We start from the raw sequence: 18,170 nt of genomic DNA on the forward strand, positions 1-18,170 counted from the left end.
ATGGCCAGCAGATTTTCCAAGAAGTGGATCATCATTGCAGTCGTCATCGTGGCCGTTGGCATCCTGGCCTACCAATATTGGAAGTCAAAGCAATCGGCCCTGCCCGAGGGAATCGCGTCTGGCAACGGCCGTATCGAAGCCAAGCTCTCCGACGCCTCTGCGAAGGAGCCGCTCAGGGTCAAGAAAGTTCTGGTAGACGAGGGTGACCTGGTCCAGCCTGGTCAAGTGCTAGTGCAATTGGACACCTCGACGATCGACCAGGAACTGGCAAAGGACGAGGCCGCCGTCGCATCCGCCAGGGAGGATTTCGCCGCGGCTAACTCAGCCATCGCCGAGGCCAAGGCGGATATCGCTGTGGCCAACGCAGACATTGCTGGCACCAAGGCAGACGTCGCCTCGGCCAACGCCGCCATCGAGCAGCAACAGAGCGAGGTCCAACTCGCGCAGACCGAGGCCGACCGCCAGAGCAGGATGCTTGCGGAGAATGCGACGTCAAAGGCCGTGTATGACGTCCGCCAGACTGCCGTGCTTACGACGAAGGCAACGCTTAAGGACGTACAAGCGCGCGAGATCGCCGCGCAGGCGCGGGTGGGCGCCGCACAAGCAAAAGAGGGCGCCGCACAAGCACGGGCGGCCGCCGCACAAGCACGAGCTGACGCTGCACAGCAGCAGATCGGAGTGGCTCAGGGTCAGGTAGAAGTGACCAAAAGCCGCATTAAGGATGCAACCCTGATCTCGCCTGTGACCGGCCGGGTGCTCTATCGTTTGGTTGAACCGGGCGAAGTCCTCGGCTCTGGCGGTAAGGCATTGACGATCGTGGACCTGAGCGACGTTTATATGGAGATCTACCTCCCGTCCGATCAGGCCGCCCGGTTGAAGACAGGCGCGCCCGCGCGCATTACCGTCGACTACGAACCAAACCAAGCCGCTGCCGCGTATGTTAGCTTCGTGTCGCCTGAAGCACAGTTCACACCAAAACAGGTCGAGACAAAGAGCGAGCGCGAGAAGCTGATGTTTCGCGTCAAGATTCAGATACCTCCCGAGCTTGTCACGCACTACATCGAACGCATCAAGACTGGCGTGCGCGGTGTCGGCTATGTGAAGGTAACCCCCGACGCCACGTTTCCGGACTGGCTGGAAAAAGGCCTCATAAATCCGAAGACGAAGACGTCCGCGTTGGAGTCATCTCATTCTTCAGTGAAGTCCAACTAAGGTGCTCTATGGCAACAGCGGTTGAATACCCGTCCTCGCAGATCAAACCGGTCGCCTCGATTCGAGATGTCACGCACCACTACGGCAAAGTGCTCGCGCTCGATCGAATTTCGGTCGACATTCCATCGGGGATCATGGTCGGCGTCATCGGTCCGGACGGCGCCGGCAAGTCGACGCTTTTAGGGCTGATGGCGGGATCGAAAAGGATGCAGGAGGGACAGATCGACGTGCTCGGCGGCGACATGAGGCAACTGCGGCACCGGCGCGCCGTGTGCCCCAAGATCGCGTACATGCCGCAGGGTCTCGGCAAGAACCTGTACCTGGAGCTCAGCGTCCACGACAACGTGGACTTCATGGCGCAGCTCTTCGGCCTCTCCCCGAGTGAGCGCCCCGTTAAAGTCAAAGAGCTGCTCGATGCCACCGGGCTTGGGCCCTTTCCCGATCGTCCGGCGGGAAAGCTCTCGGGAGGCATGAAGCAGAAGGTAGGGCTATGCGGAGCCTTGGTCCACGACCCGGATCTCCTCATTCTTGATGAGCCGACCACAGGCGTAGATCCGCTCTCACGGCGCCAGTTCTGGGCGCTCATCAATGATATTCGTAAGACTCAGCCGAGCATGAGCGTCGTCATCGCGACAGCCTATATGGACGAGGCGCAGCAATGGGATTGGATCGTCGCGATGGACGAGGGGAAAGTCCTCGCGACAGGAACGCCAGCTGAACTCATGGAGCGCACGGGATCCAAAGATCTGGAGCACTGCTTCGTCGGTCTGCTCCCGGAAGAAAAACGCAAGGGACATGTGGAGCTCGTGATTCCGCCACGCTCCGTAAGCGACAAACCCGAAATCGCTATCGAGGCGAACGGCCTGACCAAGCGCTTCGGCAGTTTCACAGCCGTCGATCACGTGAGCCTGCAGATCGAGCGCGGAGAAATTTTCGGCTTTCTCGGCTCCAACGGCTGCGGCAAGTCGACGACGATGAAGATGTTGGTTGGACTCCTGCCTCCCACCGAAGGCACGGCGAAGATCTTTGGTAAATCGGTCGAAGCCGGCAGCATGGAGGTTCGCCGCAACATCGGGTACATGACGCAGGCGTTCTCGCTTTGGGGCGAGCTCACGGTGCGCGAGAACCTCATACTGGATGCACGTCTCTTTCACATCCCGCCCGACAAAGCCAAGGCGCGCATCGAGGACCTCGTCGAACGATTCGGCCTAGGTCCACATCTCGATGCGCTGGCTGACTCGCTGCCCATGGGCGTGCGGCAACGGCTCTCGCTGGCCGTCGCTGTGCTCCACGACCCCATATTGCTGATCCTCGACGAACCCACCTCAGGAGTCGATCCGGTTGCGCGCGACAGCTTCTGGGAGCTGCTGGTCCAGCTCTCTCGTGAGCAGGGTGTGACGATTTTTGTCACGACGCACTTCATGAACGAAGGCCTGCGCTGCGATCGCATTTCGCTGATGAATGCCGGCAAGGTGCTCGCCTGCGATGCGCCGCAGAAGTTGATCGAGGCGCGCGGCGCCAAGGATCTCGAGGAGGCGTTCATAGGCTACATGGAAGACGGGATCGCGCAGGAGGCAAAAGGTTCGATACAGGCGAAGATTGCGAGCGAGGTACCTGTGGCCGCAGCGTCCACTGCCGCTCCGGCACACGAGAAAGCGGCGTTTCCTCTGCCGCTGCGCAGGCTGATGGCCTATGCGCGTAACGAGGCGATTCAGATCATGCGCGATCCCATCCGGCTGACTTTTGCCTTCCTGGGATCGGCCGTCCTAATGCTGGTCTGCGGCTTCGGCATTACGTCCGATGTTGAGCATATTAAAGTGGCTGCCTTGGATCGCGATCAATCTCAGGACAGCCGGACGTACCTCGAGCAGTTCCGATCAATACCCCGATATTTCATGTGGCAACCTCCAACATTCTCCGACGAGGATGCTCTTAAACGTATGCAGCGGGACGAAGTCGCAGCCGTGGTCGAGATCCCTCCGAACTTCAGCCGTGACCTGCGTCGCGGCAACACTCCAGACGTCTTCATGCAGATCGATGGCGCGAATCCCTTCCGTGCCGAAACGATCAGGGGGTACATGGAGGGGGTCCAGAACACACTTCTTGCAGACCCGGACAATCGGCTCTATCAAGGGCCGACCAAGTACACCGCCAACTTCCAGGATCGCTACATTTATAACCCCACGTTCGAGAGTATCTACTCGATTGTCCCCAGCGTGCCGGCGATACTCCTCATCCTGATTCCAGCGGTTTTGATGACGGTCAGCATCGTGCGCGAAAAGGAACTGGGTTCGATCATCAATTTTTACGTAACGCCAACAGGACGGCTTGAATATCTGCTCGGTAAGCAACTGCCGTATCTTGTCATTGCCATGATCAACTTCTTCATTCTTGTGACGCTTGCCTTGATCGTGTTCGGTGTCCCTATAAAGGGAAGCTTTCTGCTTCTGGCGCTTTGCACGCTGATTTATGTCTTTGTCACAACAGGAATTGGAATGGCGACTTCGACATTCACAAGCACTCAAGTCGCCGCCGTGTTCGTCACGGCTATTCTCACGATTCAGCCATCGGTCCAGTTCTCAGGAATGTTGCAGCCGGTATCGACACTGGAGGGCAGTGCTGGTGCGGTGGGCTCCATCTGGCCCACAACGTACTACATGCACTCGAGCCTGGGCGCCTACACGAAAGGCCTAGGAGCCGATCTCATGTGGAACGACATGCTCATTCTCCTCTGCTGGATCCCCGTGCTCCTGTTCGTAAGCATGCTCGGGCTGAAGAAGCAGGAGAAGTAGAGAATGGACTCGCTCAAGAACATCTTCTGGCTTGCGATCAAGGAGCTTCGTAGCGTCCTGAGCGACAAGGTACTGGTGATGTTCGTGCTCTACGCATTCACGTGGACCATCTACCAGCAGGCGAGCGGCACGTCGAACGAGGTCAACAATGCCTCGATCGCCTTCGCGGACGAGGACCAGTCCGCGCTGTCGGAGGAGCTGATCAATGCATTCTATCCCCCTCGCTTTCAGCATCCAGTGAGGATTCGAACCGACGAAATCGAGCGAGTCATGGACGAAGGCCGCTTCATGTTCGTCGTCGTGATTCCACCCCAGTTTGAACGGGATTTGCGTGCCGGACGCCAGCCGGACGTCCAGGTGAACATCGACGCGACCGCCATGCAGCAGGCAGGCATCGGCGCCGGCTACATCCACAACATCATCACCCAACGGCTCGCGACCTATCTCAAACGCACGGATGTCGACACAAGCGGCCCCGTGAACCTCGTGCAGCGCAAGTTGTTCAATCCGAACGGTGTCTCGGCATGGTTCTCGAGCATCGTGGCCATCATGAACCAGATATCGCTGCTCACGATCGTGCTCACGGGAGCCGCGGTGATCCGCGAGCGCGAGCACGGCACGCTCGAACACCTCTTGGTGATGCCGCTCACCCCCTTCGAGATTGCAATGGCGAAGGTCTTGGCGAATGGTCTGGTGATTCTCGTCGCAACGATGCTTTCGCTGTTCCTCGTTGTACGAATGGTTCTAAAGGTGCCCGTCCAAGGATCGGTGGCACTGTGGTTCGTTGGCGTTCTGTTATATCTGTTCTTTGCGACGGCGCTCGGCGTGTTCCTCGGAACCATTTCGCGGTCAATGGCGCAGTTCGCGCTGCTGATCGTCCTGGTGGTTATGGTGGTTCAGCTTCTTTCAGGCGGATCGACTCCCGTTGAAAGCCAGCCCGGCTGGTTGCAGGCGATCACGTATTTCCTGCCGTCACGGCACTTCGTCAGTTTCTCGCAGATCATCATCTACCGCGGCGGCGGACTAGCGGCCGTGTGGCGCAACTTCGCAATGGTAGCGGTGATTGGACTGGCGTTCTTCTCATATAGCGTTGCGCTCTTCCGCAAGTCGATCGCAGTCACGAAATAATCAGGGACACGACACCAGATATGCGTAACCGTGAGGATTCCGGAAGTAACGCTAGAACGGAAAGTAGCTTGTCAGGAGGCAACCATATGGCAAAGCAAGTCAAAGGCAACGCCAGCATCAAGCTAAAGCTGGCACGGAAGGAATACGAAAAGGAACTCGTGGGACTGCAGGCCGAACTCTGCCATTTGCAGGAATGGGTCAAACACGAAGGCGAGCGCATCATCATTGTCTTCGAAGGCCGCGACGGTGCTGGAAAGGGTGGGGCCATTAAGGCAATCACAGAGCGCGTGAGCTCCCGCGTTTTCCGTGTAGTGGCGCTGCCCGCCCCCTCCGATCGAGAGAAAAGCCAGATGTATATGCAGCGCTATATTCCGCATTTTCCAGCCGCCGGTGAAATTGTGATCTTCGACCGCAGTTGGTACAACCGCGCCGGAGTGGAACCGGTGATGGGATTTTGCACTGAGAAAGACCATCGCCGCTTTCTTGAACTTTGCGCCATGTTTGAAAAGTACGTTGTGGAAGGAGGGATCAGGCTAGTCAAACTCTGGCTGGAAGTAAGCAACGAGGAGCAAGAGCGGCGGTTTAAAGCACGCATCGAGGACCCGCTGCGCCAGTGGAAGCTTAGCCCGACGGACCTCCCATCCCGCGAACGGTGGTACGACTACTCGCGGGCACGGGATCAGATGTTCCAAGCTACAGATACAAGGGATTCTCCGTGGTATATTGCGCGGTCGGACGACAAGAAGCGGTTGCGCCTCAACTGCATCAGCCACCTCTTAGGCTTGATTCCATACAAAAAGCTCCCGCGGAAGAAAATCAAGCTGCCTAAAAGATCGATGAAGCGAGCGTACGATGATCAGGTTTCTCTTAAAGGGAGAAGATTCGTACCCGAGAAATATTGAATGTCGGGCTCAGAAAATCGAAGTTGGAGGAATCACACCTTGGATGTTTTCAGCATTTCCGAGAGTTTCACGCGGTACTGCCCGCGAGAGGATTCCCCTTCCGCGAGGTCGAACTCAAAACATGACGTCCTTCGGGTCGGTGGTCATCGGTTTGTCAAGCACCAGACCGCGCCGCATGGTTGCGATTGTCAGTCGTCCTTGATGCGACGCGCGACTCGCTCCATTCGCAGTGCTTACCACATCGACCAGCACACGGAAGGATTCCTGCTGCGAACCGCATCAAAGTTCGCCTCGGTTAGGGCAGAGCATTTCGTCGCGCCAAAGAACCCTCGGATTATTCCTAGAGCAATGTGCGGCCTTCCGCCACTGGGGAAATCCCCAGTATGCTGGACGCCCGAGATATTGGCTACGCAAGCATTGTGGGAGAAAGAACTGTGAATCTTGACACCGGTGTCTCACAGCTTTAAATATCGTCTACTGGCATTTCTGCTAGGTCTTTCGCAGGTAAGGGCAGCGGTATGATTGTGCCTCCGTCGGTCGCAGTTTCACATGTACCGGGAACATCGTTCCTTTACACGAGCACAAAAGGGGGCATCCATGGAACTGCAACTCAGAGATACAAGACTTCTCCCTCTGGTTTGTTTACTTCTGTTGGTCTCAACACTGGGTGTCGCTCAGCAGTTCAAGACGGAAGGGCAGACCAATAAGAACGAACCTACATCGACAGCGGACAATCTCAAATCGATCACTTTCAAACCCGTCGGCGAAGGTGGAAAGCGCGTTTCCGTCGTTATCAGAACCAGTGAAGAGATGCGCGAGAAAGAGGGATTGCCAAAAACCATTACAGTAGGATTCAACGGAGAACCTGTTGACTTCAAACGCAAGAGAGGCGGTAAATACGAAGCTACCGTCCGCCTAAAGGGTGACGAAGCGTTGGACACAACTGAGACTCTGGATTTAGCGCGTGGTTCGATCCGCGAGGAGCATTACACACGCGCGGCTGCTGTAATGGTGCTCCGCTGTAATACCAGGGCTGTACCTTGTGACCAGAACTGCAGAAGTGCAAAGTCTCACGCCCCTTGCATGATGTGTCTAAATACGTGTGGCATAGAGTGGAAAAGTAGTAGCAAGAAATGAACAGGGCTGCTCTCGCGGACCACACCTCCGGGCGAACCGCGATGGCCCAGCAAGCTAGCTGCCAGTGTGTTAAGCGAATCTACAGACTTAGGGGTTTCCCTAATTGATTTCACAGGTTGTCCGGCGTAAGACTGACTGACAATGGAAGTTCCCCGAAGATTGTAAAAACGGGGTTTGCACCGCGATCTCAAGCGCCTTGATTTCCGTCCTGACCTCGGTCTATCATCTGACCCAATTGCTGGGGCCTTTCAGCTGTTCTACCAGTCGGATCGCGCTCGAAGAGCGGGCCAAATCCAAATGGCGTAAAGAGCAAGCAGAGCAAGAATGCTTATGAGATCGAATCCCTTCTGCTGGCGCCACACGATTCTGTGAGGGGCACACCTCGACCGCCGTCAGTTTTTGAAAAGTTGCGGATATCTTTTGACAGCCTTAGTCCGCGAATCCGGCCAAAAAGGAGCACGACTATGACACCCGTGGCAGCACCTGAACAAGTCCACCATCCCTTGAGTACATATGGACCCGCGAGATCCACCATTGCAGGAACACCTCTCAACGCGGACGAGTTGCACAAAACCCACGCCTATTGGCGCGCCTGTAATTACCTGATGCTGGGCATGATCTACCTACAGGACAATCCGCTGCTGAAGGAGCCTCTTAGAACGGAGCACATCAAGAGTCGGCTTCTGGGGCATTGGGGCGCGAGTCCCGGGTTGGCATTTATCTATATTCACCTGAACCGCCTGATCAAGAAATACGATCTAGACATGATCTTCCTCGCGGGGCCTGGACACGGAGCGCCGGGAGTTCTCGCTCCAGTTTATTTGGAAGGTGCATATTCGGAAATCTATACGGATAAGAGCGAAGACGAAGATGGCCTGCGGGCGTTCTTCAAACAATTTTCCTTTCCGGGCGGCATCGGAAGTCACTGCACGCCGGAAACACCCGGGTCAATCCACGAAGGAGGAGAACTTGGGTACGTACTCTCGCACGCGTGTGGCGCTGCCTTCGATAATCCGGAACTGATTGTTGCAGCCGTTGTCGGCGATGGAGAGTCGGAAACCGGGCCACTTGCCACGTCGTGGCAGATCAATAAGTTCCTGAACCCGATCCGAGACGGTGCAGTCCTCCCCGTGCTGCACTTGAATGGCTACAAGATCAATAACCCGACGCTCCTCTCACGCATAAGCCACGAAGAACTGGAGAGTTTTTTCCGAGGCTACGGGTGGACGCCGTACTTTGTGGAGGGCTCCGATCCAGAGAGTATGCACCAGGCGATGGCTGCGACCATCGAACACTGCGTTTCCGAGATCAGGAAATCTCAAAACGAAGCTCGCCATTCCGGAGTAGCTGAACGGGTGCGCTGGCCCATGATCGTGTTACGGACGCCAAAGGGATGGACCGCTCCAAGTGAGATCGACGGGCACAAATTGGAAGGCTCCTGGCGGGCGCATCAAGTTCCGATGGCGGATGTGAAGAAGAACCCAGAACGTCTACATCAACTGGAAAACTGGATGCGGGGGTACAAGCCGGAAGAGCTCTTCGACGAACGCGGAACCTTAGTTCCGGAGCTCAAAGAACTGGCACCGACTGGCGCGCGAAGAATGGGCGCTAATCCTCACGCGAATGGAGGGCACCTGAAGAAGGCTCTCCGTCTGCCGGCATTCCAGGAATACGCTTGCAAGGTAGATAAACCAGGCACACAGGAGGCAGAAAACGCGCGTCCGCTGGGCGCTTTCCTCCGCGACGTGATGAAGCTGAACATGAAGAACTTTCGTGTCTTCGGCCCGGACGAAAACACGTCGAACAAGCTGAATGATATCTACGCGGTTAGCAAAAAGTTCTGGATAGAGGAATATTTTCCCGAAGATGCTGATGGCGGCGAGCTAGCTCCTGACGGACGAGTGATCGAGATGCTTAGCGAACATACCCTTGAAGGCATGCTCGAAGGCTACTTGCTCACCGGGCGCCATGGATTCTTCTCTTCTTATGAGGCATTCATTCATGTGATTGACTCTATGTTCAATCAGCATGCTAAGTGGCTCTCCATTTGTAATCATCTGTCATGGCGCGATAGCATTGCGTCGCTGAACATGTTTGTCACATCCACGGTTTGGCGGCAGGACCACAACGGTTTCACTCATCAGGATCCCGGGTTCCTCGATGTAGTCGTGAATAAGAGCGCGGAAGTCACACGCATCTATTTACCGCCTGACGTTAATTGCCTCTTATCCGTGGCCAACCACTGTCTGAAGAGTGAGAACTACGTCAACGTTATCGTTTGTGACAAACAGCTGCATCTTCAGTACATGGATATGGACGCGGCAATCGCCCACTGCACTAAGGGCATCGGAATCTGGGAATGGGCGTGTACTGATGAGGGTAGCGAACCAGATGTGGTAATGGTCTCCGCCGGCGATATACCCACACAGGAAGCTCTTGCGTCGATTTGCCTGCTGCGGGACGAGTTTCCCGATATCAAGGTCCGTTATATCAATGTGATTGATCTCTTTAAACTCCAGCCCAGTACGGAACACCCCCACGGCTTGTCCGATCACGACTTCGATTCGCTCTTCACCGTCGACAAGCCGATCATCTTCAACTTCCACGGGTATCCGTGGCTCATTCACCGTTTGGCTTACCGGCGAAAAAATCACGACAACATGCATGTGCGTGGCTATAAGGAACGAGGCAACATCAATACACCGCTGGAGCTAGCGATATCTAACGAAATTGACCGCTTCAGCCTGGCAATGGACGTCATCAAGCGTGTGCCGAGGTTGCAGCCTGTCGGAGCGCACGCCATGGAACGCTTCCGCAATATGCAGATTGCATGCCGGAACTACGCTTACGAGCACGGGACCGATATACCCGAGGTGGCTGGCTGGAGATGGCCGCACTAGAGTCCCTTCACTGATGCTCTCATGCACGGCCCGAGGAAGTGGACGATTTCTGCAAGAGGGAAGCTCCGAATGAGCCGGCGCACCAATCCTCACGAAGGAGGAACAGATGGGTACAAGCGCGCGCGTGGCACCAAAACCGAAGATAGTGAAGATAGATGCTGCAAGACTCCTCGAACATTACGGATGTGGCCCTATCCAGTTCATGGCAGAGGACGGGCTATACCAACGACATCTCCACTTCGACAATGTTACAGACGACAAAGACATCGGACCACGCGAACGCTTTGACGCTGCCGCGCGTTCTGTGCGGGACGTTCTTTCGCAACGATGGGTGCTTACCGAGAAAACCTACGAAGAGAAGAATGCCAAACGTGTGTACTACCTCTCGATGGAGTTTCTTCTCGGCCGCTCCCTGGCAAACAATTTCACTAACCTTCTTCTCGATTCTCTTGTCGCAGAAACGGCAAAGAAAAACGATGTGGATCTCCTTTCGCTGCTGGAACAAGAGGATGATGCAGGCCTGGGTAACGGAGGACTTGGCCGTTTGGCAGCCTGTTTTCTTGATTCCATGGCCACTCTGCAGCTTCCGGCCATGGGCTACGGCCTGAGATATGAATATGGCATGTTCAAACAACTCATTGAAGACGGCTGGCAACAAGAGAAGCCGGACAATTGGTTGCGTCATCCGGATCCTTGGGAAGTCGCGCGGCCGCACGAGAAGGTCGAAATCAAGCTGAATTCTTCGTTTGAGTTGCAGAGTGGATCCTTTCGACTGATTCGCGGAAGACCGTCCACGTTGTGGGGCATACCTTTTGACCGTCCAGTAGTTGGCTATGGGGGTAAGAACGTAAACACACTTCGGCTCTGGGCAGCGAAGAGTACAGATTTTTTCGACTTCCAGAGCTTTAGCCGCGGCGATTTTGTTGCTGCACAAACGGGGGATCTTGCGGCTGAGTCGATAACGCGTGTTCTGTATCCAGACGACACTACAAGTTTGGGCAGAACGTTGCGGCTCGTACAGGAATATTTTCTAGTGGCTTGCTCACTGGCGGATCTCATCCGACGCTTCCGCCGGAATAACGCAGATTGGAGCACGTTACCAGAAAAGGTCTCGATCCAGTTGAATGACACGCACCCGGCAATGGCGGTCCCCGAGATGATGCGCATCTTGTTGGATGACGCACACCTTGAATGGGATCACGCATGGGAGCTCACGCAGCAGACGTTAGCCTATACGAACCACACGCTACTCCCCGAAGCTCTCGAGAGGTGGCCCGTTGAATGGTTTGAGATATTGCTACCGCGTCATCTGGAGATCATTTACGAAATCAACCGTCGTTTGCTTCTTGCGATCCAGAACCGGTTCCCCGGCGATAGTCAACGCGTTGCGAGCATGAGCCTGGTGGAAGAAGGTCCTCAGCGCAAGATTCGCATGGCCAATCTAGCCATCGTCGGTTCGCACAGCACCAATGGGGTCGCCGCGATTCATTCCAACCTGCTGAGGGCGACGACGGTAAGAGACCTCGCCGAGATGTTTCCGGAACGGTTCAATAACAAAACAAATGGCGTCACGCCTCGACGCTGGTTAATCCTCGCCAATCCCTCTCTCTCCGCAACCATCACCGAAGCTATTGGAAGTGGCTGGATTACAGATCTCGACCAGCTAAGCAACCTCAAGCCGCTTGCCACTGATCGGGCCTTTCGAGACGCATTCCTCAAGGCTAAACGCGAAGCCAAAGTTCGGTTTGCAGAATGGCTGGTGACGAGCACCGGGCAAACGGTGAATCCGGACTCGATATTTGATTGTCAGGTCAAACGGATTCACGAATACAAGCGGCAGCTGCTGAATGCCCTGCGGGTTGTCGTGCTTTACAACCGTATCCGGGAAAACCCAGACATTGCCATAGCGCCACGAACGTTTTTCTTCGCCGGCAAGGCAGCGCCGGCGTATCAACTGGCAAAGCTGATCATTAAATTCATCAACAACGTTGCCAGCACGATCGACGGTGACCCTGCCGTTCGCGGCCGTCTGAAGGTTATCTTTTTACCGGACTATCGCGTCTCGCTTGCAGAGCGGTTGATTCCAGCTGCCGATGTATCAAATCAGATTTCAACGGCTGGCTACGAAGCCAGTGGTACGAGCAACATGAAATTCATGATGAATGGTGCTTTGACCATTGGTACACGAGACGGCGCTACGATCGAAATGGTCGAAGAGGCGGGCGAGGAAAATTTCTTTCTGTTTGGGCTGACAGCAGGTCAGGTCGCGGAAAGCCGCGCGTGGTATAGCCCGCGCTGGCACTACGAAAACGAACCGGAAACGCGCGCTGCATTGGACTTGATTTTCTCTGACTTCTTCAGCCGCTACGAACCGGGAATCTTCTCATCCCTCCGCGACGTACTGCTGATTAATGGGGACTACTACATGCACCTCGCGGACTTCAGATCTTATCTTGAGGCAGACCAGAGGATGCTTGGCTTGTACGCTCAGCAAGACGAGTGGGCGGGCAAGGCCATTTTGAATATCGCGAGTTCGGGCAGGTTCTCGAGTGATAGAACGATCAGGCAGTATGCAGAAGACATATGGAACGCCGTACCGTGCCCAGTGGTATGAACGCGGCAGCACATGTAGGTCCGATCACGATCTTCTCTGCGTGACGGAGAAAGGCAGAGACGAACATGCCGACAACCGAATCGTCATCGAATGTCTCTCGCTCCCCTTTGATTGTTACGACGATCGGGAGAGCCGCTCCTCTCGGGGCCACGGTCTCTCACGAGGGCGTTAACTTTAGCCTTTTCTCCCGCAAGGCTTCAGCTGTTGAGTTGCTGCTCTTCAACGATGAAGCTGATGCGCGGCCTACGAATGTGATCAGTTTCGATCCGTTTGAGAACCGCACATATCACTATTGGCATGTGTTTGTGCCCGGCATTCGCCCCGGACAGCTCTACGGGTATCGAGTCCACGGCCCATTCGACCCTGATAGCGGTCTGCGTTTCGATGCGGACAAGGTTCTTCTCGATCCCTATGGGCGCGGCGTGGTTGTCCCACAAAACTACAACCGAGAGGCTGCACGCCAGCGAGGAGACAATACTGCAACCGCGATGAAGAGTGTCGTAGTTGATCCCTCGGCATACGACTGGGAAGGCGATAAACCGCTCCGCCAACCATCAACGCTGACGATTATCTATGAGATGCATGTAGCGGGGTTCACCCTTCACCCTAGTTCAGGCGTTGATGAGAAGACCCGCGGCACCTATAGGGGATTGATCGAGAAGATCCCGTATCTTCATGAACTCGGGATCACCGCAGTGGAACTCTTGCCCGTGTTCCAGTTCGATGCCCAGGATTGCCCACCGGGGCTTGTCAATTATTGGGGTTACGCACCCATCTCGTTCTTTGCGCCGCATCAAGCCTATAGCTCATGTAAGGACTCTCTAAGCCCAGTCAACGAGTTTCGTGACATGGTGAAAGCACTGCACCGCGCAGGAATCGAAGTCATCCTCGACGTCGTGTTCAATCACACCGCGGAAGGTGGGCACGACGGGCCAACGCTCTGTTTTCGCGGGATCGGCAACAGCGCATATTACCTATTGGATCAAGACCGTTCACGATATGCCAACTACAGCGGGACTGGAAACACGCTCAATGCCAATCATCCCATCGTGCGCCGCATGATCGTGGATAGTCTTCGCTATTGGGTTGAAGAAATGCACGTGGACGGGTTCCGCTTCGATCTAGCGTCTATCCTCGCACGCGATACCAGCGGGAAGTTGATGTCCAATCCACCCATTCTTTGGGATATCGAGTCGGATCCGGCTCTTGCCGGGACAAAGATGATCGCCGAAGCCTGGGATGCGGCTGGGCTCTACCAAGTGGGCAGTTTTGTCGGGGATAGTTGGAGAGAGTGGAACGGGCGCTTTCGTGACGATGTAAGAAGTTTCTTTCGCAGCGAGGACGGCTCCTTGCGGCGTTTCGTTGACAGGATTCTTGGCAGCAGCGAAATATATCGCTGGAAAGAACGTGAAGCCGAGCAGAGCGTGAACTTCGTAACGTGCCATGATGGATTTACTCTTAACGATCTGGTCTCCTTTAACTTGAAACATAACGAAGCCAATGGTGAGGGCAACCGTGACGGAGCGGACGATAATCGTAGTTGGAACTGCGGCGTCGAGGGCCCTGCCGACGATCCTGCTATCGAGAAACTCAGGAATCGACAGGTTAAGAACTTCCTGACCGTCACTTTGCTTTCGTTCGGCATGCCCATGATCACGATGGGCGACGAAGTCCGGCGCACGCAGCATGGCAACAACAATGCGTATTGCCACAATGACGAGAGCGTGTGGTTCGATTGGGCATCCCTTGAAGAGCACGGGGATGTGCACCGGTTTGTGAAGTTATTGATACAGAGACGGCTATTGCGGGATATTGGTCCCGAGCGTCAGCGAATGACTTTGACCCAGTTGATCAGCCGGGGCTTAAAAGGCTGGCATGGAGTAAAACTCGATCAGCCGGACTGGAGTGATTATTCGCATAGTGTCGCCCTCAGCGTAGAGTTGCCCGAGGAGAATCTACTTGTCTATTTCATCTTCAATGCCTATTGGGAGCAGCTCGAATTTGAACTTCCAGTAATCGCGAACGATCAGACGTCCTGGCACCTATGGATTGATACTTACCTGGATTCTCCGCAAGATATCGTCGAGTGGCAAAAAGCACCTGCAATTCTGGACCGTACTTATAGGGCGGGGCCTCGGTCTGTCGTCGTTCTCTGGACAAGTCATGGCACTCAGACTCTTCAAGAGACCGGCTACGCGACCGTAAGGCATCCTGTAGACGCTAACTTTCCCTCTTCAGGGAACCTATGCAGCCATGACTGACTTGAGAGCTTCGGAGGGTTGCTTTAGTTCCAGTAGCATCTCTCCTAACTGTTCACGCGCTGGGGCGAGCGGTCCCGGGGTGGCAGCGCTCCTTTCGGTCTGATCTTCCACTTCGGCGGCGGTGCGCATCGCTGCGAGCGGATCAGTGGCACTCCTTCAGCAAAGGCTAACCACGCCGCGACTTCCTGGCGCTGGATTGCTACCTGGTTGGCCCAGTACGGCTCCTTCATCTTGTTCAGCTTGTCGCGACTTTGTTCTAGGGAGTCGATGGCCGGAGCGTGCCGTGGCGCGGCAGGGCGGGAACGAGTGAATGACTAGCTGGAGGCCCGGCGCCGATACCAATAGATGAACACCGCAGCAAGAATCAGAACCGCAGCGCTTTTGCGAACAAACAGCGATTGAGCTTGAGCCCAACTGCGGGTTCGACACCTCCGTATATAAAGAAGATTGGCGCGGCGTTTCAATAGTGACCGAAATGGTCCTGGCCGATTTTTCAAGAAGCACTTGAGTTCACTTAGTGACCGTCAACAACAATGAGCCTTGCATACCCAGTTCCGCACATCCCATAGATCGCTCCCGACTTGCATGCTCCGGCGGAATACTTGTAACATCCAGTCTTTTTTGCCACTACGGAAACGGAACGATCAGAGCCGCCGATTATGGCTCCTGCCGGTTCAAACGGCGATGCGGGTCCCAGGTCGACAACGAAACCTATCTCCTTATCTGTGCTCTTCCATTGCACGGTTGTTCCTGTCTTCACGCAGAAGAGTGCATTCCCTTTGGCGTTCTGGGTCATCGCTGTGGCGGAAGCCGCACTCGAAGTCCTTTTCACGTCGACGACACATGGATTCGAAGCTGATCCGCAGGTGTTACCCGCATTGCACAGTTGTGCAGGATTTGTCTCTGGGCAAGCATATTTGCTGCTCTTCGATTGGGCGCTTCCATAGTTGGTCAGGGAAATGACCGATAGCAGGAGTGCTGCGGAGCTGTTTACGATACATTGCTTCATTTCCATAGCAACCTCACAAGGTTCCGTTTATACCCACGCCGCAGATCTGACACTTAGGAATGTCGAGCATCATTCCATGAAGAAATTGGCACATGCCGGCAGCCGCATCACACCTCAGTTGCTGGCTGTTCCCTTCCAGTCGATAATGCCGGACAGCCTCCAGGGGTTTTGATTCAGTTCCAACTGCAACTCGCCTTCCTTGTTCAGGATTAACTGTGCCAGGGGATAGAGTTGCCCTGTGCTCTTGCTCTTGTCCTGGTCGTTGAGGTCGAACTGTCCAGCGGTTAGATTGAACGACTGCGATTGGCTGTCGGCCCAGGCTTCACCAAACGTGATCTGACGATTTGTTACAAAAACAATCTTTCTACCAGTCGGGGTCGGGGTCATCTTGATGTAAGCGCAGTCATATCCGAGCGTGCCCGTGATCTCGATATGACCTACGGCTTTCATCTTGCTCAGCGCGGTCACCAGACCCTGGTTCTGTCCTTTCTCGAATGCCTGCACGAGGACTGTTCTGTCCGCCGGCGTCGAGAACTCGTAGATATTCAGGGTGATGCCGATATTTTGTCCCATTTGAGTGCCGGTACCAAACGCCTGGGCATCGATGGTTTCGTACTTGTCTCTGGCCGAAACTGGAGCAACAACGATCGTAAGTAATCCAGCAACCATGAGACTGATAGTGACTGTCTTAGAAAGATTCGAACGGATCTGCATAATATTCTCCTTTCACGACTGAACTGCAACAGAGGAGCCCTTCGACCCTACAGATGGCTCGGGGATTTGGTTACTAGCGCAAATAGTTGAGTGCGAAGAAAAAATAGATCAACGAACAATAGGAGTCGCCGAGTCTCTCGGGGCCTTTTTACATCCCAGAGCCGTTACGCGCGTTCGTTTTGCTATACCGAGCGAGTAGGGCCTAAGAAATCTCAATGGCCCATAAATCGCTTCCTACTTCACCAGTTCGACCTCACTCGGGCGCCAAGTCTTGTCGAAAAATGACGGTTTCGGGCTGTAAAGGCGCAGAAGCATGAACCAGCCCTTCCCCGGCATGGTCTGAATCCAGTTCCCGCCCTTAGCGTCAGCTGGTTTGGAGGGGCCAAAGTAAATTGTCGTGGAGCCGTCCGAGTTCGCAACTGCGGCGGGTGAGGGGTACGTCTGACTCCCTGCACGCGGGTAGCGTTGCGGCGTATGCAGCATCGAGCGCGTCTGATTGTCGTACAGGGTGAACGACCAAAACTTGGCAGCGGGTATGTCTGGCGGCAACACCCCCTTGTAGGTCTTGCCACCGTCATAGGGGTTCTTATCGGAATCGAGGAAGCCCATCAGATACTGCGAGCCGACCATGGGTAACCGCATGATCATGCCCGGCGAGTCCATCGTGTAGCCATAGTAGAAGGCCGTTCGGGAGTCGAGCGTCCGCGCGCCAGTCGGCGGAAACGGTTTGAACCCCTCCTTGGTAATCAGGAGGTGGCGTCTCGAAATTGTAACCACCCTGCCACAACATGTTGGCCCACATCGAATCTGGGTAGTATGCCCAACCGGGATATTCGGAGGCACGCCAGTTCAGCGCCCGTCCGGCAGCATTGCCTACGGCCGCTGCATCGGTGAGGATCTTGCGCGTCTTTGCGTCCGGACTGAAAGGCTTACCCTTCACGATGCCAATGGCTGCCAACTGGCCCATGAGTTCCGGGTTGAACGAAGTCGCCGGCTCCAACTGCACCAGTTCATTGAGCATCTCGAAATAGGAAAAGTCGTTGGGGGGAATCGTGTTGAAGGATTTTCCACTGGCTTCGACAAACTTCGTCTCCGGTACAGGCGGGTTTGGCGCCAGCATGACATGACCTTGAAGTGCCGAGGCAATGCTGGTCCCGACACCACCCGGCGTGTACGGATAGATCTTCAGCGACTTCTTGATCAGGGCAACGGAAGGCTTTGGATCGTTGTTGTCCATGAAGGCGCGGACCGCATAGAGGACATGGTTTGTTTTCGAACGCGCAACATAGAAACCGCCGTCTGGTATCGGACCGTCATAGTCCGGTGGCAGGATCAGATACTTGCCCCCTTCTCCACGGTCGGGGCCAGGAGCACCGATGTCGATGATCCAGCCGAACCACATGTCGTTGAGAGTGCCAAGGGCCATTGGGGGCACCTCGATGACCAACGGGCCTTTCGTCAGGTCGAGAGTGGCGACAGTGTAGATGGTATCGGCATTGGC

Annotated in this window: 11 protein-coding genes; 8 read left to right on the forward strand and 3 right to left on the reverse strand. The window is 55.2% G+C overall.

Translation table 11 applies throughout. The annotated features are described in order from the left end of the window. The 8 genes from Q363_RS16005 (at position 1) to glgX (ending at position 14,946) form a co-directional block, all read left to right on the forward strand. Positions 1 to 1,212, forward strand: coding sequence for an HlyD family secretion protein (locus tag Q363_RS16005; protein WP_051978856.1), 1,212 nt, complete (start codon positions 1 to 3; stop codon positions 1,210 to 1,212). 8 nt (positions 1,213 to 1,220) lie between these two features. Next, positions 1,221 to 4,004 (forward strand): ribosome-associated ATPase/putative transporter RbbA, encoded by a 2,784-nt coding sequence (gene rbbA, locus Q363_RS16010; RefSeq protein WP_035352037.1) that lies wholly within the window; start codon positions 1,221 to 1,223, stop codon positions 4,002 to 4,004. A gap of 3 nt (positions 4,005 to 4,007) precedes the next feature. Continuing rightward, the gene (locus Q363_RS16015; protein ID WP_035352039.1) at positions 4,008 to 5,132 is read left to right on the forward strand and encodes an ABC transporter permease; all 1,125 of its coding nucleotides are present in this window, start codon (positions 4,008 to 4,010) and stop codon (positions 5,130 to 5,132) included. A gap of 86 nt (positions 5,133 to 5,218) precedes the next feature. After that, positions 5,219 to 6,034, forward strand: coding sequence for a polyphosphate kinase 2 (gene ppk2 / locus Q363_RS16020; RefSeq protein ID WP_035352042.1), 816 nt, complete (start codon positions 5,219 to 5,221; stop codon positions 6,032 to 6,034). A gap of 597 nt (positions 6,035 to 6,631) precedes the next feature. Then, positions 6,632 to 7,171: a hypothetical protein gene (locus Q363_RS16025; protein ID WP_035352045.1), complete on the forward strand. Its 540-nt coding sequence runs from the start codon at positions 6,632 to 6,634 to the stop codon at positions 7,169 to 7,171. A 464-nt stretch (positions 7,172 to 7,635) separates the two neighbouring features. Further along, the gene (locus Q363_RS16030; RefSeq protein ID WP_051978857.1) at positions 7,636 to 10,071 is read left to right on the forward strand and encodes a phosphoketolase family protein; all 2,436 of its coding nucleotides are present in this window, start codon (positions 7,636 to 7,638) and stop codon (positions 10,069 to 10,071) included. Between the two features lie 106 nt (positions 10,072 to 10,177). Continuing rightward, positions 10,178 to 12,685 carry a glycogen/starch/alpha-glucan phosphorylase gene (locus Q363_RS16035; RefSeq protein ID WP_035352048.1) on the forward strand — a complete coding sequence of 836 codons (2,508 nt, stop codon included), beginning with the start codon at positions 10,178 to 10,180 and terminating at the stop codon, positions 12,683 to 12,685. Positions 12,686 to 12,750: 65 nt separating this feature from the next. Next, positions 12,751 to 14,946, forward strand: a complete 2,196-nt coding sequence (gene glgX / locus Q363_RS16040; protein ID WP_084080412.1) for a glycogen debranching protein GlgX — start codon at positions 12,751 to 12,753, stop codon at positions 14,944 to 14,946. A 1,123-nt stretch (positions 14,947 to 16,069) separates the two neighbouring features. On the opposite strand, the gene Q363_RS16050 is transcribed toward glgX, so the two are convergent. The 3 genes from Q363_RS16050 to Q363_RS16055 form a co-directional block, all read right to left on the reverse strand. After that, positions 16,070 to 16,669 carry a hypothetical protein gene (locus tag Q363_RS16050; protein ID WP_035352053.1) on the reverse strand — a complete coding sequence of 200 codons (600 nt, stop codon included), beginning with the start codon at positions 16,667 to 16,669 and terminating at the stop codon, positions 16,070 to 16,072. A 234-nt stretch (positions 16,670 to 16,903) separates the two neighbouring features. Beyond that, positions 16,904 to 17,317, reverse strand: coding sequence for a DUF1214 domain-containing protein (locus tag Q363_RS42820; protein ID WP_211256207.1), 414 nt, complete (start codon positions 17,315 to 17,317; stop codon positions 16,904 to 16,906). After that, positions 17,256 to 18,170, reverse strand: a 915-nt coding sequence (locus Q363_RS16055) for a DUF1254 domain-containing protein (RefSeq protein WP_211256208.1), incomplete at its 5' end; no start/stop codon positions are given. The genes Q363_RS42820 and Q363_RS16055, both read right to left, overlap by 62 nt.

It is taken from the genome of Edaphobacter aggregans DSM 19364 (assembly GCF_000745965.1).
In the GTDB taxonomy this organism is placed as follows: Bacteria; Acidobacteriota; Terriglobia; order Terriglobales; family Acidobacteriaceae; genus Edaphobacter; species Edaphobacter aggregans.